The sequence below is a fragment of the Pseudomonas sp. App30 genome (genome assembly GCF_047947025.1).
GTDB lineage: Bacteria > Pseudomonadota > Gammaproteobacteria > Pseudomonadales > Pseudomonadaceae > Aquipseudomonas.
In genome coordinates this window covers 3531557-3551274 of record NZ_CP133165.1, presented here as the reverse complement: position 1 = coordinate 3551274, position 19718 = coordinate 3531557, and the positions used below count along the sequence as shown (strand labels likewise).

General features: G+C 64.3%; 13 protein-coding genes, 1 tRNA gene and 1 pseudogene. 14 read left to right on the top strand and 1 reads right to left on the bottom strand.

The features are described 5' to 3' along the window. Positions 1–47 precede the first annotated feature (47 nt). From tssE to RAM80_RS16525, 11 genes and pseudogenes are all read left to right on the top strand, one after another. Positions 48–569, top strand: coding sequence for a type VI secretion system baseplate subunit TssE (gene tssE / locus RAM80_RS16575; protein ID WP_416421576.1), 522 nt, complete (start codon positions 48–50; stop codon positions 567–569). Continuing rightward, a complete protein-coding gene (gene tssF / locus RAM80_RS16570) occupies positions 566–2425 on the top strand; it encodes a type VI secretion system baseplate subunit TssF (RefSeq protein WP_416421575.1) in 1860 nt (619 codons plus the stop codon). Before tssE ends, tssF begins: the two co-directional genes overlap by 4 nt. Beyond that, positions 2389–3429, top strand: coding sequence for a type VI secretion system baseplate subunit TssG (gene tssG, locus RAM80_RS16565; RefSeq protein ID WP_416421574.1), 1041 nt, complete (start codon positions 2389–2391; stop codon positions 3427–3429). Before tssF ends, tssG begins: the two co-directional genes overlap by 37 nt. Then, entirely contained in the window at positions 3422–6100 is a 2679-nt protein-coding gene (gene tssH / locus RAM80_RS16560) for a type VI secretion system ATPase TssH (protein ID WP_416421573.1), read from the top strand. The genes tssG and tssH overlap by 8 nt, the downstream gene beginning before the upstream one ends. Before the next feature lie 2 nt (positions 6101–6102). Further along, the gene (locus RAM80_RS16555) at positions 6103–8049 is read left to right on the top strand and encodes a type VI secretion system Vgr family protein (RefSeq protein WP_416421572.1); all 1947 of its coding nucleotides are present in this window, start codon (positions 6103–6105) and stop codon (positions 8047–8049) included. Continuing rightward, positions 8046–8480 carry a DcrB-related protein gene (locus RAM80_RS16550; protein ID WP_416421571.1) on the top strand — a complete coding sequence of 145 codons (435 nt, stop codon included), beginning with the start codon at positions 8046–8048 and terminating at the stop codon, positions 8478–8480. Before RAM80_RS16555 ends, RAM80_RS16550 begins: the two co-directional genes overlap by 4 nt. A 12-nt stretch (positions 8481–8492) precedes the next feature. Continuing rightward, positions 8493–12878, top strand: coding sequence for an RHS repeat-associated core domain-containing protein (locus tag RAM80_RS16545; RefSeq protein ID WP_416421570.1), 4386 nt, complete (start codon positions 8493–8495; stop codon positions 12876–12878). 2 nt (positions 12879–12880) lie between these two features. Next, positions 12881–13480, top strand: coding sequence for a hypothetical protein (locus tag RAM80_RS16540; protein WP_416421569.1), 600 nt, complete (start codon positions 12881–12883; stop codon positions 13478–13480). Between the two features lie 113 nt (positions 13481–13593). Further along, positions 13594–13954 (top strand): annotated as a pseudogene (locus RAM80_RS16535) (RHS repeat-associated core domain-containing protein); the annotation flags it as partial. 97 nt (positions 13955–14051) lie between these two features. Further along, entirely contained in the window at positions 14052–14252 is a 201-nt protein-coding gene (locus RAM80_RS16530; protein WP_416421568.1) for a hypothetical protein, read from the top strand. Further along, on the top strand, positions 14249–14869 hold the full coding sequence (locus RAM80_RS16525; RefSeq protein WP_416421567.1) for a hypothetical protein: 621 nt from the start codon (positions 14249–14251) through the stop codon (positions 14867–14869). The genes RAM80_RS16530 and RAM80_RS16525 overlap by 4 nt, the downstream gene beginning before the upstream one ends. A gap of 165 nt (positions 14870–15034) precedes the next feature. Here the strand turns inward: RAM80_RS16525 and RAM80_RS16520 are convergent. Then, positions 15035–15111: transfer RNA gene (locus RAM80_RS16520), tRNA-Arg, on the bottom strand. Positions 15112–15462: 351 nt separating this feature from the next. On the opposite strand from RAM80_RS16520, the gene gabD reads away from it, so the two are divergent. The 3 genes from gabD to RAM80_RS16505 all read left to right on the top strand — a co-directional run bounded on the left by gabD (position 15463) and on the right by RAM80_RS16505 (position 19692). After that, positions 15463–16905, top strand: a complete 1443-nt coding sequence (gabD, locus tag RAM80_RS16515; protein ID WP_416421566.1) for an NADP-dependent succinate-semialdehyde dehydrogenase — start codon at positions 15463–15465, stop codon at positions 16903–16905. A 182-nt stretch (positions 16906–17087) separates the two neighbouring features. After that, on the top strand, positions 17088–18368 hold the full coding sequence (gene gabT, locus RAM80_RS16510) for a 4-aminobutyrate--2-oxoglutarate transaminase (RefSeq protein WP_416421565.1): 1281 nt from the start codon (positions 17088–17090) through the stop codon (positions 18366–18368). Positions 18369–18483: 115 nt separating this feature from the next. Further along, positions 18484–19692, top strand: a complete 1209-nt coding sequence (locus RAM80_RS16505; protein ID WP_416421564.1) for an HDOD domain-containing protein — start codon at positions 18484–18486, stop codon at positions 19690–19692. Positions 19693–19718 lie beyond the last annotated feature (26 nt).

The window sequence follows — 19718 nt, the reverse complement described above, 5'->3', positions numbered from 1 at the left end:
TGCGCGCCGCTGCCCTTGTCTGCCCTTGCCCCTTCGGTGCCTGAACCATGGCCACGCCTTCCAATGTCCTCAACCCGCGCGAGCGCCTGCAGCCGTCGCTGCTTGACCGCCTGAGCGATGACCGGCCTGGCGTGCTCGAGGAGCCGGCCGAGCAGCGCGCGCTGTCGCTCAACCAGCTCAAGGAGTCGGTGTTGCGCGACCTCACCTGGCTGCTCAACAGCACTTGCCTGCTGGACGCCGACGCCACGCGCGACACCCCGGCGGGCTCGTCGGTGCTCAACTACGGGCTGCCGGCGCTGGCGGGCAACAGCGTCTCCAACGTCGACATCCAGGCGCTGGAGCAGGTGATCCGGCAGACCATCATCACCTTCGAGCCGCGTATCCTCGCCGCTAGTGTGCGGGTCAAGGCCTGCCTGGCGCCAAGCGAGATGGACCACAATGCGCTGAGCTTCGCCATCGAAGGCGACCTGTGGGCGCAGCCGGTGCCGTTGCGCCTGCTGCTGCAGACCGACCTGGACCTGGAATCGGGCCATGTGCGTGTGGTGCAGGCCGAACGGAGGCGCCCATGAACCCGCGCCTGCTGGAGTTCTACAACCAGGAACTGCAACACATCCGCGACGGCGCCGCCGAGTTCGCCCAGCAGTACCCGAAGATCGCCGGGCGCCTGTCGCTGAGCGGCATCGAGTGCGCCGATCCCTACGTGGAGCGCCTGCTGGAGGGCTTTGCCTACCTGACCGCGCGGGTGCAGCTCAAGCTGGACGCCGAGTACCCGACCTTCACCCACAACCTGCTGGAGATCGCGTACCCGCACTACCTGGCGCCCACGCCGTCGATGACCGTGGTGCAGTTCAACCCGGACCCCGAGGAGGGCGCCCTGGGCGCCGGGTTCACCCTCAAGCGCGGCACCGCCCTGCGGGCCACCCTGGGGCGCGACAGCCAGACCTGCTGTGAATACCGCACCGCCCATGACGTCACCTTGTGGCCCCTGGCGTTGGCCCAGGCGGAATACTTCGGCAACCCCCAGGCCGTGCTGGGGCGCCTGGCGGCCAGCGAGCCCAAGGCCCGTGCCGGCCTGCGCCTGACCCTGCGCACCAGCGCCGGGCAGCCGTTCAGCGAGCTGGCCCTGGACGCGCTGCCGCTGTACCTGCACGGCGCCGGTGAACAGCCGTCGCGGCTGCTTGAGCAGCTGCTGGGCAACGCCTGCGCGGTGTTCGTGCGCGAGCCAGGGACCGAAAGGGTCGCGCGCCTGGCGGCGGATGCGCTGCGCCCCCGTGGTTTCGATGACGCTGACGCAGCCTTGCCCGTGGTGCCCAGGGCGTTCCAGGGTTACCGCCTGCTGCAGGAATATTTCGCCCTGCCGCAGCGCTTCCTGTTCGTCGAGTTCGGCGGCCTGCAGGGCGCCGTGCGCCAATGCCAGGGCCAGGCGCTGGAACTGATCGTGCTGTTCAACAGCCACGACAAGGCCCTGGAAGGGCAGGTGGACGCCAGCCATTTCAAGCCGTTCTGCGCGCCGGCGATCAACCTGTTCCCACGGCGCCTGGACCGTATTCACCTGTCCGACCGGGTCAACGAGCACCACGTGATCGCCGACCGCACCCGGCCGATGGACTTCGAAGTGCATTCGCTGACCGAACTCAGTGGCCACGGCACCGGGCCGGACCAGCCGTTCCTGCCGTTCTACGCCGTGCGCGACCCGTCGCGCTACGGCCGCGACCAGGCCTATTACGTGGTGCGCCGCGAGCCGCGAGTGCTGTCCAGCAACCAGCGGCGGCTGGGCCCGCGTTCCAACTACGTGGGCAGCGAGACCTTTGTCAGCCTGGTGGACGCCAACCAGGCGCCCCACCGCCACGACCTGCGCCAGCTGGGCGTGGGCGCGCTGTGCACCAACCGCGACCTGCCGCTGTTCATGACCCTGGGCAGCGGCAGCACCGATTTCACCCTGTCCGACAGCGCCCCGGTGCTTTCGGTGCGCTGCCTGGCCGGGCCCAGCCGCCCGCGCGCCAGCCACGCCCACGACGGCAAGGCCTGGCGCCTGATCAGCCAGCTGTCGCTCAACTACCTGTCGCTGACCGAACAGGGGCAGGGCGCGGCGGCCTTGCGCGAACTGTTGCGCCTCTACGGCGACGACCATGACCCGGCCCTGCAATTGCAGATCGAGGGCCTGCGCGACGTCAGCGCCAGCCCCTGCACCCGGCGCCTGCCCATGCCGGGCCCGATCGTGTTCGGGCGCGGCCTGGAGATCACCCTGACGTTCGATGAAAACGCCTTCCGGGGCGCTGGCGTGTTCCTGCTGGGCGCGGTGTTCCAGCGTTTCCTGGCGCGCTATGTGTCGATCAACAGCTTCACCGAGACCGTCATCAAGACCACCGAACGCGGCGAGATCATGCGATGGAAAGCCCAGCCCGGCTGCCGGCCGACCCTGTGAGCAGCCAACCGGCCATGCAGGCGGCGCCCTGGGAGTTTGACTTCTTCCAGGCGCTGCGCCGCCTGCAATGCGAAGCGCCGCAGCTGCCACGCCTGGGCCATTCGCGGCGGCTGAGCGAGGATGCCCTGCGCCTGGGCCAGCGCGCCGACTGCACCTTCGCACCTTCGACCCTGGCCGCGCTGACACCGGCCGAGGAGGGCAGGGCCGCGCGCCTGGAGCAGTTCTTCTTCGGCCTGGGCGGCCCCAACGGGCCCATGCCGCTGCCGATGACCGAATACGTGCGCGACCGCGAGCGCAACCAGGGCGACAGCACCACCAAGCATTTCCTCGACATGTTCCACCACCGCTTGCTGAGCCTGTTCTACCGCGCCTGGGCCGAAGCCCGGCCCACGGTGAGCCACGACCGCCCCGACGACGACTACTGGTCGGCGCGCCTGGCGGCCCTGTGCGGCCGTGGCATGGACAGCCTGCTGGGCCAGGGCCCGATCAGCGACAGCGCCACCTTCCACTACAGCGGCCACCTGGCCGCGCAGACTCGCTACCCGGATGGCCTGCGCGCGATCCTCGGCGAATATTTCGGCGTACCGGTGGCCGTCGAGGAGTACGTGGGCCAGTGGCTGCAGCTGCCCGACCGCAACCGCCTGGGCGTGGAACATTGCCGCCTGGGCGAAGACCTGTGCCTGGGCAGCCATGCCTGGGACCGCCAGCATAAATTCCGCCTGCGCCTGGGGCCCTTGTCGCTGGAGCGCTACATGGCCCTGCTGCCGGGCGGCGCGCTGTTCATCGAGCTGGCCGCCTGGGTGCGCGAATACCAGGGCGACGAGCTGGACTGGGACTTGAACCTGGTGCTGGAGCAGGCCCAGGTACCCCCTGTCACCCTGGGTGGCGACAGCCGCCTGGGCTTCAACACCTGGCTTGGCAGCCCCGGCGCGGATGCCGCCGACCTGCTGCTGTCACGGCATTACGCCGACCCTCACATTGCAAAGGACTTGACCCATGGGTGAAATCAGCCGCGCCGCGCTGTTCGGCAAGCTCAACAGCGTGGCCTACAAGGCCATCGAAGCCGCCACGGTATTCTGCAAGTTGCGCGGCAACCCCTATGTGGAGCTGGCGCACTGGTTCCATCAGTTGCTGCAACTGCAGGACAGCGACCTGCACCGCATCATCCGCCAGTTCAACCTCGACCCGGCGCGGGTCGCCAAGGGCCTGACCGAGGCGCTGGACCGGCTGCCGCGTGGCTCCACCTCGATCACCGACCTGTCCTCGCAGGTGGAGGAGAGCGTGGAACGCGGCTGGGTCTACGGCAGCCTGATGTTCGGCGCAAGCCAGGTGCGCAGCGGCTACCTGCTGATCGGCATCCTCAAGACCCCCAGCCTGCGCCATGCACTGCTGAATCTGAGCCCCGAGTTCGACAAGCTGAAGGCAGAGGCACTGACTGAGCGCTTCGACGAATACGTGGGCGACTCGCCGGAAAACGCCTTGGCCGCCACCGACGGTTTCGACGCCGGCGCGGTGCCGGGCGAGGCCAGCGGTGCGCTCGCGCCCAGCGCCCTGGGCAAGCAGGAGGCGCTCAAGCGCTTCACCGTCGACCTTACCGACCAGGCCCGCAGCGGCAAGCTGGACCCTATCGTCGGTCGCGACGACGAGATCCGCCAGCTGGTGGACATTCTCATGCGCCGCCGCCAGAACAACCCGATCCTCACCGGCGAAGCGGGGGTGGGCAAGACCGCAGTGGTGGAAGGCTTTGCCCTGCGCATCGTCGCCGGCGACGTACCACCGGCGCTAAAAGACGTGGAGCTGCGCAGCCTCGACGTCGGCCTGCTGCAGGCCGGCGCCAGCATGAAAGGCGAGTTCGAGCAGCGCCTGCGCCAGGTCATCGAGGACGTGCAGGCGTCGCCCAAGCCGATCATCCTGTTCATCGACGAAGCCCACACCCTGGTAGGCGCCGGTGGCGCGGCCGGTACCGGCGATGCGGCCAACCTGCTCAAGCCGGCCCTGGCCCGCGGCACCCTGCGCACCGTGGCCGCCACTACCTGGGCGGAGTACAAGAAGCACATCGAGAAAGACCCGGCCCTGACCCGTCGTTTCCAGGTGGTGCAGGTGCCCGAGCCGTCGGAAGCCAAGGCGCTGCTGATGATGCGCGGGGTGGCCTCGACCATGGAGCGCCACCATCAGGTGCAGGTGCTCGACGAGGCGCTGGAAGCGGCGGTCAAACTGTCCCACCGCTACATTCCGGCGCGCCAGTTGCCGGACAAGTCCGTGAGCCTGCTGGACACTGCCTGCGCCCGCGTGGCCATCAGCCTCCACGCGGTGCCGGCCGAGGTCGATGACAGCCGCCGGCGCATCGAGGCGCTGGAAACCGAGCTGGGCATCATCGCCCGCGAACATGCCATCGGCGTCGATGTGTCGAGCCGCCAGGGCGGCGTCGAGGACGCGCTGGGCACCGAGCGTGCGCGGCTGGCCGAGCTGGAAGGGCGTTGGAGCGACGAAAAGGCGCTGGTCGAAGAGTTGCTGATGCTGCGCGCCAGCCTGCGCGAAAGCCTGGGCAGCGTGGACGCGGAGGAAAGCGGCGCCCAGGACCACGCCCAGCGCGCGCAGCTGCGCGACGTGCAGAAGCGCCTGGCCGACTTGCAAGGTGAGGCGCCGCTGATCCTGCCCACCGTCGACTACCAGGCCGTGGCTGCGGTGGTCGCCGACTGGACCGGCATTCCGGTGGGGCGCATGGCGCGCAACGAAATCGAGACCGTGCTCAAGCTCGACCAGCTCATGGCCAAGCGCATCATTGGCCAGGACCACGCCCTGAAGATGATCGCCAAGCGCATCCAGACCTCCCGCGCCGGCCTCGACAACCCCAGCAAGCCCATCGGCGTGTTCATGCTGGCTGGCACCTCGGGCGTGGGCAAGACCGAGACCGCCCTGGCCCTGGCCGAGGCGCTGTATGGCGGCGAGCAGAACATCATCACCATCAACATGAGCGAATTCCAGGAAGCCCACACCGTGTCCACCCTCAAGGGCGCGCCGCCCGGCTACGTGGGCTACGGCGAAGGCGGCGTGCTGACCGAAGCGGTGCGGCGCAAGCCCTACAGCGTGGTGCTGCTGGACGAGGTGGAAAAAGCCCACCCCGACGTGCACGAAATCTTCTTCCAGGTGTTCGACAAGGGCGTGATGGAGGACGGCGAAGGCCGGCTCATCGACTTCAAGAACACCCTGATCCTGCTGACCACCAACGCCGGCACCGAGATGATTGCCAGGTTGTGCCAGGCGGGCCTCACTGCGCCCGATCCAGAGGCGATCGCCAAGGCGCTGCGCCAGCCGTTGCTGGACATTTTCCCGCCGGCGCTGCTGGGACGGTTGGTGACCATTCCCTACTACCCGCTCAACGACGACATGCTCAAGGCCATCACCCGCCTGCAGCTGGAGCGAATCAAGCGGCGGGTCGAGGGCAGCCACAAGGTGACCTTCGACTACGACGACGCCGTGGTGGCGCTGATCGTCTCGCGCTGCACCGAGCATGAGAGCGGCGGGCGCATGATCGACGCCATCCTCACCAACAGCCTGCTGCCGGACATGAGCCGCGAGTTCCTGACCCGGATGCTCGAAGGGCAACCCCTGGCCGGCGTGCGCATCAGCGTGCGCGACCAGGCCCTGCACTACGACTTCGGCAGCGCCCACTGACCATGTTCTTCAGCCAAAGCACGCGCCTGGTCCAGGTGTTCAGCCCGCTTGCCGACGACACCCTGCTGCTCAAGGACATGGGCGGCGTGGAAGAGCTGGGGCGGCTGTACGCCTACGACGTGCAGCTGACTTCCCGGGACGCGGACATTGACCTCAACCTGCTGCTGGGCAAGCCCATGGCCCTGGGCCTGCAGCTGGACGACGGCGGCACCCGCTACTTCCATGGCGTGGTGGCGCGCTGCAGCCAGAACAATGGCCGCGGCCAGTTCGCCAGCTATCAGGTGACCCTGCGGCCGTGGTTGTGGCTGCTGACCCGGACCTCGGACTGCCGCATTTTCCAGCACATGAGCGTGCCGCAGATCGTCAAGCAGGTGTTCCGCGACCTGGGCTTTTCCGACTTCGAGGACCTGCTCAGCCGCAGCTACCGCGAGTGGGAATACTGCGTGCAGTACCGGGAGAACAGCTTCGACTTCGTCAGCCGGCTGCTGGAGAAGGAAGGCATCTACTACTATTTTCGCCACGAAAAGGAGCGCCACGTGCTGGTGCTCGCTGATGCCTATGGCGCCCACGCAAGTGCGGCGGGCTATGGCGTGGTGCCGTTCTACCCGCCCGATGGCCAGCAGCGCGACCGCGACCATCTCTACGACTGGCGCCTGGCCCAAGAGGTGCAGTCGGGCTCGGTGGAGCTCAACGACTACGATTTTCAGCGCCCCAGTGCACGCATCGACGTGCGCGCCGAGGTGCCGCGGCCCCATGACTACGCCGACTACCCGCTGTACGACTACCCCGGCGCCTACGTGCAGAGCCAGGATGGCGAGCATTATTCGCGCACCCGGGTCGAGGCCCTGCAAAGCCTGCACGAGCGCGTGGAGCTGACCGGCAACGCCCGTGGGTTGGGCGCCGGCCTGTTGTTCAGCCTGAGCAACTTCGCCCGCCAGGACCAGAACCGCGAATACCTGATCGTCGCCAGCCGCTACTTCATCACCCAGGAAGACCTGGAAAGCGGGCAGGGCGCCGGCCAGTTGCAGTTCGAAAGCCACCTGAGCTGCATCGACGCCCAGCAGAGCTTTCGCCCGCTGGCGCTGACCCACCGGCCTATCGTGCGTGGCCCGCAGACCGCCGTGGTGGTGGGCCCGGCCAACGAGGAAATCTGGACCGACCAATATGGCCGGGTGAAGGTGCACTTCCACTGGGACCGCCACGACCAATCCAACGAAAACAGTTCGTGCTGGATTCGCGTGTCCCAGGCCTGGGCCGGCAAGAACTGGGGCTCCATGCAGATTCCGCGCATCGGCCAGGAGGTTATCGTCAGCTTCCTGGAAGGCGACCCCGACCGGCCGATCATCACCGGCCGCGTCTACAACGCCGAACAGCCGGTGCCCTACGACCTGCCCGCCAACGCCACCCAAAGCGGTACCAAGAGCCGCTCCAGCAAGGGCGGCACGCCGGCCAACTTCAATGAAATCCGCATGGAGGACAAGAAGGGCGCCGAGCAGCTGTTCATCCATGCCGAGCGCAACCAGGACATCGAGGTGGAGCATGACGAAACCCACTGGGTGGGCCACAACCGCACCAGCACCGTCGACCTCAATGAACGGGTGACCATCGGCGCCAACCGGGTGCGGGCGGTGAAGCAGGACGACGTGCTGATGGTGGGCGCCAGCAAGCGTGACAGCGTCAGCGTCAGCTACCTGCTGGAAGTGGGCGAGAACCTGCGGCTGGTGTGCGGCGACAGCGTGCTCGAACTCAACGCCAGCGGGCAGATCAACCTTACCGGCAAGGCCATCAACTTTTTCGCCAGCAAGGACGCGCAGTTCAACACCGGCGGCAACCTCAACCTCAATATCGGCGGCGATGCCGGTGCCACCCCTGAAGGCCAAGGGGTCAAGGGCAGCATCGACAGCGCAGTGGCCGCCATGTTTCCCAAGCCCCAAGGCAGTGCCTCATGACTTACCGTACCGAGCAATTGCAATTCCAGCTGCCTGACGCCGACGTGCAGGATGCGTCCATCAACATCCTCAAGTTTCCCGCCCTGGGCACTTCGCTGATCATCAGCCGCAGCCTGCTGGCCGATGGCGAAACCCTGCAAAGCAACTTCGAGGGCCAGCTCAAGCGCATGGAACAGCAGATCCAGGACCTGCGCTTCCAGCCACCCGCCGCGGTGCAGGTGGGCCGGGCGCATGACGTGCCGGCGTTCGAGCTGCGCAGCCAGTTCAGCAAGGGCGCCGAGAAGGTCTTCCAGTACCAGCTGGCGCTGGTGGTGCCCGGCACCCGCCAGATGCTTGCGCTCAGCTATGTGAAGCCGCAGCCGCTGGGCGAGGCCGAGGCCGCGCACTGGCAGGCGATCAAGCAGACGCTTGCCCTGCAGCCTCCCGCCTGAGTTCGCCCGAGCATGTCTGACGCCCTGTGGGCCGCCCGCCAGGGCGATGCGCTGATGCACTCGTCGATGATGGCCGACATCCTCGGTGGCGTGCTGGAGGTGGCTGCCTATGGCGTCATTGGCGCCGTGGCCACGGCGGCCGTGGTCGCCGCCACGGGCATCACCGTCGCCACCGGCGGCCTGGGCGCGTGCGTGTTCGGCGCGGTCATGGGTGCGGCGGTCGGCATGGGCATGAGCGCCACCGGCCTGGACAAGGGCCTCACGAACCTGTGCGACGGCATCGCCAACGCGCTGTTTCCGCCAGTGGTGGAAGCCAACATCCTCACCGGTTCCGGCAACGTCTTCATCAACGGCAAGCCGGCTGCCCGCGCCGCCGGCAAGCTGGGCAGCGCTGCCGAGGCCGCCGGCACCGACCTCAGCCAGGCCGAGCCCGAACCGGAGCCGGAGGAAGGCAGCTTCCTGGACATGGCCAAGGGCTTCTTCTCGCAGCTGTGGCAGCCCACGGTGGCCATGGCATCGCCCCTGGCGGTGCCGTGCCCGGACGACATGATTGCCTGCATGAAGCACCCGCCGGGAGCGCCGCAGTTTCTCGCCGAGGGCTCCAGCAAGGTCAGCATCAACGGCCAGCCGGCGGTGCGCAGCGGTGATCGCAGTACCTGCGAGGCCACGGTGGTGGGCGCCGGGCTGATCTCTTCCAACGTGCGCATCGGCGGCGGCTCGGTGGTGGTACGCGACATTCGCAGCGGCAAGACCCCGGGCGTGGGGTTGGCCATCAGCGTGCTGCTGGCCCTGCGTGGCGGCAAGGGCAAGTTCTTCAGCCGCCTGCCGTGCATGGCCTTGGGCATGGTGCGCGGCTTCATGGTCGACCAGGCCATCGGCGCGGCCGCCAACGCCATCATCGGCTCGCCGCATCCGGTGCATGCGGCCACGGGTGCCAAGGTGCTCAATGGCGATGACGACACTGACTTCGTCCTGCCGGGAATCATCCCGCTGGAGTGGCGGCGCTTCTACAGCAGCGCCGACCTGCGCCAGGACGGGCTGTTCGGCGCGGGCTGGAGCCTGGCCTTCGAGGTGCAGGTCGAGGTGCTGGCGCACCCCGATGGCGGCGATCAGCTGGTGTACACCGACGAGCAGGGCCGGCGCATCGAGATGGGCGCCATACCCCTGGGTGGCGCGGTGTTCAGTGCCGGGGAGGGCTTGAGCTTGCGGCGCCACGCCAGCGGCCAGTTGCTGATCGAGAGCGTGGATGGGCTGTACCGGCTGTTCGAGCCGGTGGCCGGCAGCAGGCTGCGGCTGGCGCAACTGGGTGACCGCAACGACAACCGCCTCTACCTCAGCTACGACGACCGGGGGCGGTTGGCGCGCCTGCATGACGGCCTGGAAGTGGTGCAGGCCGAGCTGCTGTACGACCCGGTCTGGCCCCGCCGCGTGGCGGCCGTCGATCGCGTTTACCCTGACCAGAGCCGCGAGCGCTTGGCCCAGTACCGCTATGACCAGGCCGGGGACCTGGCGGCCGTCAGCGATGCCGAGGGCCGTACCGTCCGCCAGTTTGCCTACGACGCTGGCCGGCGCATGGTCGAACACCAATTGCCCGCCGGCCTGCGCTGCTTCTATGAGTGGGCGCCCTTCGCCGACGGCGATTGGCGGGTAGTGCGCAGCTGGACTGACGATGGCGAGCACTACCAGTTCGACTACGACCTGGGCCAGGGCCTGACCCGCATCACCGACAGCCTGGGCCGCAGCAGCACACGGCAGTGGAACCCGCAGTTCCAGATCATCCGTGCCACCGACACCCTCGGCCACACCTGGCACTTCAACTGGAACGACGAACGCCAGCTGCTGGGCGCCGTGGACCCCAAGGGCGGCGAGTGGGCGTTTGCCTACGACGACTCCGGCAACCTGGCCTCATCCACCGATGCCCTGGGGCAGACCCAAAGCACGGTCTGGCTGGAGCACTGGTCGCTGCCGCTGGCCGAGACCGACGCGGCCGGCAACAGCTGGCGCTACCGCTACGACCCGCGCGGCAACCTCAGCGCCGAGACCGACCCGCTGGGCCACGTGACGCGCTACCGCCATGACCGCCGCGGCCAGGTGGTGGAAATTGTCGATGCCACCGGCAAATCAAAGCGGCTGCGCTGGAACGACGCGGGCCAGATTACCCAACACATCGATTGCTCCAGCTACCCCACGGAGTTTTCCTACGACAAGCGTGGCAACCTGCAGGCGGTCACCGACGCCCTTGGCGAGAGTTCGCTGTACCACCACGACGCCATGGGGCGCCTGGTGCGCAGCGAGTTGCCCGACGGCCGCAGTGAACAGTTCCTGCGCGACGCCAGCGGCCAGCTGCTGGCCTACACCGACCCGGCCGGGCACACCACCCGCTACCAGCGCGACCGCCGTGGCCAGGTGCGCCAGCGGCTGGACCCGCTCAACCGCCAGGTGCAATTCAGCTACGACCCATATGGCCGCCTGCAGGCGCTGACCAACGAGAACGGCGAGAGCTACCGCTTCACCTGGGACGCCGGCGACCGCCTCATCGAGCAGCAGGATCTCGATGGCAGCGCCCGACGCTACGGCTACGACGCCCTGAACAGCGTCATTGCCGTGCAATATCGCCCGGCGCCTACCGAGTGGGGCGACGCCACGCCGCTGCTGCATTGGCTGCAGCGTGATGCCATCGGCCAGCTGCGCGCCAAGCTCACCGACGATGGCCGCACCACCTACCGCTATGATCCCGTCGGCCAACTGACCGAAGTCGGCTTCAGCGGGCGGGACGGCAGCGAACAGGCATTGAGCTTCGGCTACGACGCCTTGGGCCATCTGCTGCAGGACACCAGCAGCGCGGGCGTCCTGCAGCACCATTACGATGAACTCGGCAACCTCATCCAGACCCAGCTGCCCGACGGCCGCTGGCTCAACCGCCTGCATTACGGCAGCGGCCACCTGCACCAGCTCAACCTCGACGGCCGGGTGATCAGCGACTTCGAACGCGACCGCCTGCACCGCGAGGTGCTGCGCACCCAGGGCCAGCTCAACACCCGCAGCGACTACGACCGCGCGGGCCGCCTGCGCAGCCGCCTGCGCCGCCCCAACAGCCAACCGGCCGTGTTGCCCGCTCCGGCACAGCAACGCTTCGACTACGACCCCAGCGACAACCTGGTCGGCCGCTTCAACCAGCAGGACGACGAGCGCCGCCGGGACCTGCTGCACTACGACGCCACCGGCCGAATCATCGCCGCCCAGCAAGGCATGCGCCTGGAAACCTTCGCCTACGACGCCGCCGCCAACCTGCTGGACGGCCCGGCAGCCGGCGCGGGGCTGGTGGTGCACAACAAACTGCTTACCTACCAGGACAAGCGCTACCGCTACGACGGCTTCGGCCGACTGCTCGAGAAGCGCAAGGGCAGCCACCTGATACAGCGGTTCACCTACGACGCCGAACACCGCATCACCGCCATCCACACCCAGGACGGCCACCGCCAGACCGTGCTGCACATGACCTACGACCCTTTGGGACGGCGCATCGCCAAGCGCGAGCACGACGCCAACGGTTTCCCGCTGGGCGAAACACGATTCGACTGGGACGGCCTGCGCCTGCTGCAAGAACACCGCCACGGCCACAGCAGCCTCTACGTCTACGCCAGCGAAGGCAGCTACGAGCCGCTGGCGCGGGTGGACGGCAGCGGAGCCGAGGCCAGGATCCGCTACTACCACAACGACCTCAACGGCCTGCCCGAGCAGCTCACCGAAACCGACGGCCACACCGTGTGGCGCGCGCAGTACCAGGTGTGGGGCAACACCGTCGAAGAGGTGCGCGAGCCGTACTACATTGAAGAGCAGAACCTGCGGTTCCAGGGCCAGTACCTGGACCGGGAGACGGGGCTGCACTACAACACGTTCCGGTTTTATGATCCGGATGTGGGACGGTTTGTTTCGCCGGATCCGATTGGGTTGGCGGGGGGGACTAATCTTTATCAGTACGCCCCCAATCCAATTGAGTGGTTGGACCCGCTCGGGCTTAGTTGCAACACGGATGCGAGGAAATTAGCTTCCAACCTCGGTGCGAAACCAATGGGCGGCGGGCAGTACGATGCCCATCATATTGTCATGTCTAACTCGAAAGACCATCGTATGGTGGTATTGAGAGCCCAAATGGAAGACCTTAAAATAGACATCAATGATAAGAGGAACGGCATATGGCTTCCTAACACCCATGCTGACCGTGCACCTGGAAGCATTGAGACCCTACATAAGGGGCAAGGCGTGCATGGTATTTCTTATAAGCAGCATGTGTTTGATACGTTGTCGACTGCAACTACAAAAAAAGATTTTTTGAGTGCGCTTGGTACGCTGAAATCGGAGCTGAGCGCAGGTAAAATTTTTCCACTAAGGAGGTAGGCATGAACACGCCAGTGTTGGGGGCTGAGGTCAAGCGCATGCTGGGAAGGATGGAGGATGAACAGTTCGTCGCGCGTATAGTTTCAGACTTTGAGTCTTTGCCATTTGATGAAGAATTCTGGTCAAAAGGACCAAGCTACGTTTTGCTTCCATTTGGGTTGGAACTGACTGGTTACCCGCCTGCCAAAAGACTGGCGAAGCGCCCAAAAGGCGACCGGAATTTGCACCATTATAAGGTTTCAAATGGTGATGTTGTCGGTGTGGTTTCTCTAAATGAAAGCGGAGATGTTGTTGATCAAGAAGTTTTTTTTCAGCAAGCGGAGAGGCGCATTTCTGTTCGATTTGACAACGATAATCTCCCGGTCAGTTCGACCGAATTACATATGGTGGAGGGCGCGGTAAAATCCGCTATGCGGGTGGATATAGATGGTGATTATTGGGCGTACAATTATTTTTATGAGGGGGGTAAGGTGGTTAAGTTGCAGGCAAATGCATCTAATAGTCCTCCGGATGTCGAAATATATGTAGAGTACAAGGGTGAAAATACATCAGGTCTTTATTTTTTGAAAGACAGTCGTAAAGTCTATTTGTACGAAGGATAGATTGGTTTGTTTTGATCAAGTCGCGATTTTGTCTCTCAAAAAAGTTATTCAGCCACTATCGAGATTGATCACGCAGTGCTGAATTAGCTGTTTGCAGCGCTGCCCAAAGCTTCGGGTACGAGCAGCAGGCCCACGTCGATGGCAGCAGGCCAGAGGCCAGGATCCGCTACTACCACAACGACCTGCCCGAGCAGCTCACCGAAGCCGACGGCCACATCGTCTGGCGCGCGCATTACCAAGTGTGGGGCAACACCGTCGAAGAGGTGCGCGAGCCGTACTACATTGAAGAGCAGAACCTGCGGTTCCAGGGGCAGTACCTGGACCGGGAGACGGGGCTGCACTACAACACGTTCCGGTTTTATGATCCGGATGTGGGACGGTTTGTTTCGCCGGATCCGATTGGGTTGGCGGGGGGCGTTCATGCATATCAATATGCGGTGAATCCTCTAGGTTGGGCTGATCCTTCGGGGTGGTGTTCGACTAAGCTAGGGAAAAATATGGGCGCAAAATCCGGTGATGGGATGGCGCATCCAACGGTATTTTCCTCCCAGGGAAGCAAGCAGTAAAACACGTGGATCTGCCAGGTCATTGGTCTAATCATAATGAATACACTGGGGCGGTAAGATCAAAGCTTTCTGTGCTGAATAAAATGGCGCCAAACTTAAGTGATACGCAGCTTGTGCTCGGGATAGGGAAAATTCAAAGCTGGGCGCGGGGCGGGCTTGAGAACGGTTTGTTCAAGGTCAATCCATCAAATGGTGCGCTATTGTGAGTAATGTTATGCCTAATTTTTATGTGATGAAAAGTGCTGAGTCCGACAATCAGGAGCTTTCCAGGTACTATGAGGTCGACTGGCTTCCCGAGCTGCCTTTGTTTGACTATAACGTCGAGACCCCGAATAGGCAGATGTTTAGTGGTGTATATGATGTGGTAGTAAAGAAAAAAGAACTCGATGTTGATGTGGCCTTGGATAACTACTTGGTTGCTTCGCCGTTTTTGAGTCTTTGTGATAATTTTGCAGTTGATTATATATCCGTTGGGGTTGATGTTGTCCTCCTTGAAGGCAAGCCTGTCGATAAAGAGTTCAGTTTGTTTTTTCTGAAGGCTAGGGTCTCTATACTCGATGATAAGCAATCGATTTATACGCTGGTCGACGAAAGCCTTTTGTTACCAGTGGCTGAACGGCTGAGTACAGATCCAGTATACGAAAAAATTGAATCATTCGTTGTTAAGGATGGCGTCAGTGAGGATTTGTTTTTTTGCTCGGAAATTAAAGAGACGGTCTGCTCCGAAAAATTTAAGCTTGAGTTTCAAAAGCAGGGCCTTAAAGGTATAAAGTTCATTGCAATCGATGCGGAGTTTTTGTATTCCCCGTGGGACGAGTTTTGAGCGGGCTGAAGAAATGGCTGCGGCCATCGTTGATGGCGTGAACGCTCGTCGCACCGAGTTGGGCTGGTAACCTGCCTGCAGCAACCACGGGCCACGCCCCCACAGCCTCATCCCCCAAAACGAAAAAAGCCCCAAGGCGCAAACCTTGGGGCTTTTTCATCTATATGGCGCACTTGGCGGGATTCGAACCCACGACCCCTGCCTTCGGAGGGCAGTACTCTATCCAGCTGAGCTACAAGTGCAAGCGGGCGCCATGATACCCATCTCGGGGGTGGGCGTCTATTGCGCTGACGTGTGGATGATTTCGCACAGGGGCGGGTCCAAGGGCTGCGCCAGTCGGAAATGAGTGCCGTTGGGGGGAATTTTGTTCTTTTTTCCGAACAGCCTATTGTCCTTTACCCCCATTGCTCCTAGGATTCGTTTGAGATTTCAAACGCTCCCCCAGTCCGGTGCTGCGCTCGCACGGGTAACATCCTGTGCGCATTTGGTGTTTTGCCCGGCATATGATTTCCTGACGGCAGTTCCACCAGGAACGCCTTTCGAACAATCAACAATTTGCCCCGTGTGCGCACGGTGCTGTTAAGGAAGCCGACATGCAGCTCAAAGACGCTCAGTTGTTCCGCCAGAAAGCCTACCTCGATGGTGTATGGGCAGACGCGGACAACGGCCAGACCATCAAGGTCAACAACCCGGCCACGGGAGAGATCCTGGGTACCGTGCCAAAGATGGGCGCCGCTGAAACCCGCCGCGCCATCGAAGCCGCCGACAAGGCGCTGCCGGCCTGGCGTGCACTGACCGCCAAGGAACGCTCGAACAAGCTGCGCCGCTGGTTCGAACTGATGATCGAGAACCAGGACGACCTGGCTCGCCTGATGACCCTGGAACAAGGCAAGCCGCTGGCCGAAGCCAAGGGCGAAATCGCCTACGCCGCCTCGTTCATCGAGTGGTTCGCCGAAGAAGCCAAGCGCGTCTACGGCGACACCATCCCTGGCCACCAGCCAGACAAGCGCCTGATCGTCATCAAGCAGCCAATCGGCGTTACCGCGGCCATCACCCCGTGGAACTTCCCGGCCGCCATGATCACCCGTAAAGCCGGCCCGGCCCTGGCCGCTGGCTGCACCATGGTGCTCAAGCCTGCCTCGCAGACCCCGTTCTCGGCCCTGGCCCTGGCCGAACTGGCCGAGCGCGCCGGCATCCCTAAAGGCGTGTTCAGCGTAGTCACCGGCAGCGCCGGCGACATCGGCAGCGAGCTGACCGGCAACCCGATCGTGCGCAAGCTTTCGTTCACCGGCTCGACCGAAATCGGTCGCCAGCTGATGTCCGAATGCGCCAAGGACATCAAGAAGGTCTCCCTGGAGCTGGGCGGCAACGCGCCGTTCATCGTGTTCGACGACGCTGACCTGGATAAGGCCGTCGAAGGCGCGATCATCTCCAAGTACCGCAACAACGGCCAGACCTGCGTCTGCGCCAACCGCATCTACGTGCAGGACGGTGTCTACGACGCGTTCGCCGAGAAGCTGAAAGTGGCCGTGAACAAACTGAAGATCGGCAACGGTCTGGAAGAGGGCACCACCACTGGCCCGCTGATCGATGACAAGGCCGTGGCCAAGGTCAAGGAACACATCGCCGACGCCCTGAGCAAAGGCGCTACCGTGCTGACCGGCGGCAACGCCATGGAAGGCAACTTCTTCGAGCCGACCGTGCTGGTCAACGTGCCGAAGAACGCTGCCGTGGCCAAGGAAGAAACCTTCGGCCCGCTGGCGCCGCTGTTCCGCTTCAAAGATGAAGCCGAAGTGATCGCCATGTCCAACGACACCGAGTTCGGCCTGGCGTCGTACTTCTACGCCCGTGACATGAGCCGCGTGTTCCGCGTTGCCGAGGCCCTGGAATACGGCATGGTGGGTATCAACACCGGCCTGATCTCCAACGAAGTGGCGCCGTTCGGCGGCATCAAGGCGTCGGGCCTGGGCCGTGAAGGCTCCAAGTACGGCATCGAAGACTACCTGGAAATCAAATACCTCTGCATTTCGGTCTGATCCGCAGCGGTAACCAGCCGCCGGGGCGCGAGAGCGACGTCCCGGCGGTTTTCATGCAGCACCCGCAACACCCTTTTCGTGGCCGGGAGGCCGTGACAGTCGATCATCGTATGCTGTCGCCGTTGACCCCCGCTGCTTGATCCTTGAACCACGCCGCCCGATGAGCGGTGAATGAGGAAAACATGAGCAAGACAAACGAATCCTTGATGCAACGCCGCCAGGCAGCCGTTCCACGTGGCGTTGGTCAGATCCACCCGATCTTTGCCGACTCGGCGAAGAACGCTACCGTCACCGACGTTGAAGGTCGTGAGTTCATCGACTTCGCCGGCGGTATTGCCGTGCTGAACACCGGTCACGTACACCCGAAAATCATTGCTGCCGTTGAAGCTCAACTGCACAAGCTGACCCACACCTGCTTCCAGGTACTGGCCTACGAGCCTTACGTGGAAGTGTGCGAGAAGATCAACGCTCGCGTACCGGGCGACTTCGCCAAGAAAACCCTGCTGGTGACCACCGGTTCCGAAGCGGTAGAGAACGCCGTCAAGATCGCCCGTGCCGCCACTGGCCGCGCTGGCGTGATCGCCTTCACCGGCGCCTACCACGGCCGCACCATGATGACCCTGGGCCTGACCGGTAAAGTCGTGCCTTACTCGGCCGGCATGGGCCTGATGCCAGGCGGCGTGTTCCGCGCCCTGTACCCGAACGAACTGCACGGCGTGAGCATCGACGACTCGATCGCCAGCATCGAGCGCGTGTTCAAGAACGATGCCGAGCCGCGTGACATCGCTGCCATCATCCTGGAGCCCGTGCAGGGCGAAGGCGGTTTCTACGTCGCGCCGAAAGAGTTCATGGTGCGCCTGCGCGCCCTGTGCGACCAGCACGGCATCCTGCTGATCGCCGACGAAGTACAGACCGGCGCTGGCCGTACCGGCACCTTCTTCGCCATGGAACAGATGGGCGTTGCGCCTGACCTGACCACCTTCGCCAAGTCCATCGCTGGCGGCTTCCCGCTGGCCGGCGTGTGCGGCAAGGCCGAGTACATGGACGCCATCGCCCCAGGCGGCCTGGGCGGCACCTACGCCGGTAGCCCGATCGCTTGCGCCGCGGCCCTGGCCGTGATGGAAGTGTTCGAGGAAGAGAACCTGCTGGACCGCTGCAAGGCCGTGGGCGAGCGCCTGGTGACCGGCCTGAAGGCCATCCAGGCCAAGCACCCGATCATCGGTGACGTGCGTGCCCTGGGCGCCATGATTGCCGTTGAAGTGTTCGAAGGCGCCGACAACCACAAGCCGAACGCCGCAGCCGTGGCCGCGGTGGTTGCCAAGGCTCGCGACAAGGGCCTGATCCTGCTGTCGTGCGGCACCTACGGCAACGTCCTGCGCATCCTGGTTCCGCTGACCTCGCCAGACGAGCAGCTGGACAAGGGCCTGGCCATCATCGAAGAGTGCTTCGCCGAATTGGCGTAAAAGTGTGACGCGATGAACAAAAAAACCCGCCTCGGCGGGTTTTTTTTTGCGTTGAACGAAGGCATCCCGCGTAATGTCTGGATAACCTGTAGGCAAGGCCTTCGGAGTAATAGCCATGAGTGCGCAGGATAGCCCGGCAATACCGCGGGTATTGATCGCCGAAGCAGACCCCTGGACCCGGGACCTGCTGACGCAAATGTTGTTGAGCGTGCGCTGTGACGCGCAGCTGGATGTGTGTACCGACGGCCAGGATGCCCTGCAGTTGCTGCAGCGCCGGCCTGACCTGGTGATTGCCGCGCGCGAGTTGCCCGGCGTCGATGGCCTGGACCTGCTGCGCAACGTGCGGCAGAAAAGCCAGCGCAAGAACCTGCCGTTCATTCTCATCAGCGACCGCAGCGACGTGGCCAGCGTGCGCGAGGCCGTGCCCCTGGCACCGACGGCCTACCTGACCAAGCCCTTGAACATGGACTCGCTCAAGGAGCGCCTGCACGGCCTGTTGTTGGCGGTGGGCCAGGAGGTGGTGTGCGAGATTCCGGCGCTGGCCCCGGGCATGCGCCTGGAGCCGTTCCTGGAAGAGCGCCGGCAGCACTCCGACGGCGGCCCGCTGATGGCCGACGTGCAGGTGGCCATCAAGCGCGCGCTCAACCCCCAGGGCCTCAACCTGCGGCAGCTGGAAGAGGAGGTGCGCACCGACCCGCAGATCACTGCGGTGCTGATCGCCGCCGCCAACAGCGCCGCTCACCACAGCGACGCGCCGGTGCAGACGCTGCTGCAGGCGCTGCAGAAGCTGGGCGCCACGCAAAGCATGAACCTGATCCTGGGCCTGGCGCTCAAGCGCAGCGCGCGCCTTTCAGACCCCGAGCTGTCGCAGCATGCCGAGCGGTTCTGGAGCCATTCGCTGCACGCGGCGGAGTACGCCCGCACCCTGGCGCGCAACCTCGACGTGGACCAGGAGCGCTGCTACTGCGCCGGCTTGCTGCATTGCCTGGGCGACCTGGCGCTGCTGCGCGCGCTGCAGGAGTGGCGGCTGGCTGGCGGCGTGCTGGAGGAGGGGCAGGTGGACAAGGCCCTGAAGGAGTTTGGCGCGGCCTACGGCTCGGCGCTGCGTACGCGCTGGCGCCTGCCGATCGAGCTGCGGGAGTTGATCGCCGCTATCTACCACCTGGGTGGTGGCGTGTACGGGCGCGATACGCTGGCCATGAACCTGGCGGGGCAACTGGCACGCCTGGGCCCGGAAGAAAGCCTGGAGCCCATCGCCAACGGCAAGACCGCGCGCCTGCTGAAAATGAGCCTGCCGGAACTAACGCGCCTACGCCGCAACTGACCTACCAAAATATCCCTGTCGGAGCT

What these genes read in the sequence shown, in the direction of transcription:
- tssE (WP_416421576.1), top strand. Translation starts at nt 48, where the DNA reads ATGGCCACGCCTTCCAATGTCCTCAACCCGCGCGAGCGCCTGCAGCCG.
- tssF (WP_416421575.1), top strand. Translation starts at nt 566, where the DNA reads ATGAACCCGCGCCTGCTGGAGTTCTACAACCAGGAACTGCAACACATC.
- tssG (WP_416421574.1), top strand. Translation starts at nt 2,389, where the DNA reads ATGGAAAGCCCAGCCCGGCTGCCGGCCGACCCTGTGAGCAGCCAACCG.
- tssH (WP_416421573.1), top strand. Translation starts at nt 3,422, where the DNA reads ATGGGTGAAATCAGCCGCGCCGCGCTGTTCGGCAAGCTCAACAGCGTG.
- RAM80_RS16555 (WP_416421572.1), top strand. Translation starts at nt 6,103, where the DNA reads ATGTTCTTCAGCCAAAGCACGCGCCTGGTCCAGGTGTTCAGCCCGCTT.
- RAM80_RS16550 (WP_416421571.1), top strand. Translation starts at nt 8,046, where the DNA reads ATGACTTACCGTACCGAGCAATTGCAATTCCAGCTGCCTGACGCCGAC.
- RAM80_RS16545 (WP_416421570.1), top strand. Translation starts at nt 8,493, where the DNA reads ATGTCTGACGCCCTGTGGGCCGCCCGCCAGGGCGATGCGCTGATGCAC.
- RAM80_RS16540 (WP_416421569.1), top strand. Translation starts at nt 12,881, where the DNA reads ATGAACACGCCAGTGTTGGGGGCTGAGGTCAAGCGCATGCTGGGAAGG.
- gabD (WP_416421566.1), top strand. Translation starts at nt 15,463, where the DNA reads ATGCAGCTCAAAGACGCTCAGTTGTTCCGCCAGAAAGCCTACCTCGAT.
- gabT (WP_416421565.1), top strand. Translation starts at nt 17,088, where the DNA reads ATGAGCAAGACAAACGAATCCTTGATGCAACGCCGCCAGGCAGCCGTT.
- RAM80_RS16505 (WP_416421564.1), top strand. Translation starts at nt 18,484, where the DNA reads ATGAGTGCGCAGGATAGCCCGGCAATACCGCGGGTATTGATCGCCGAA.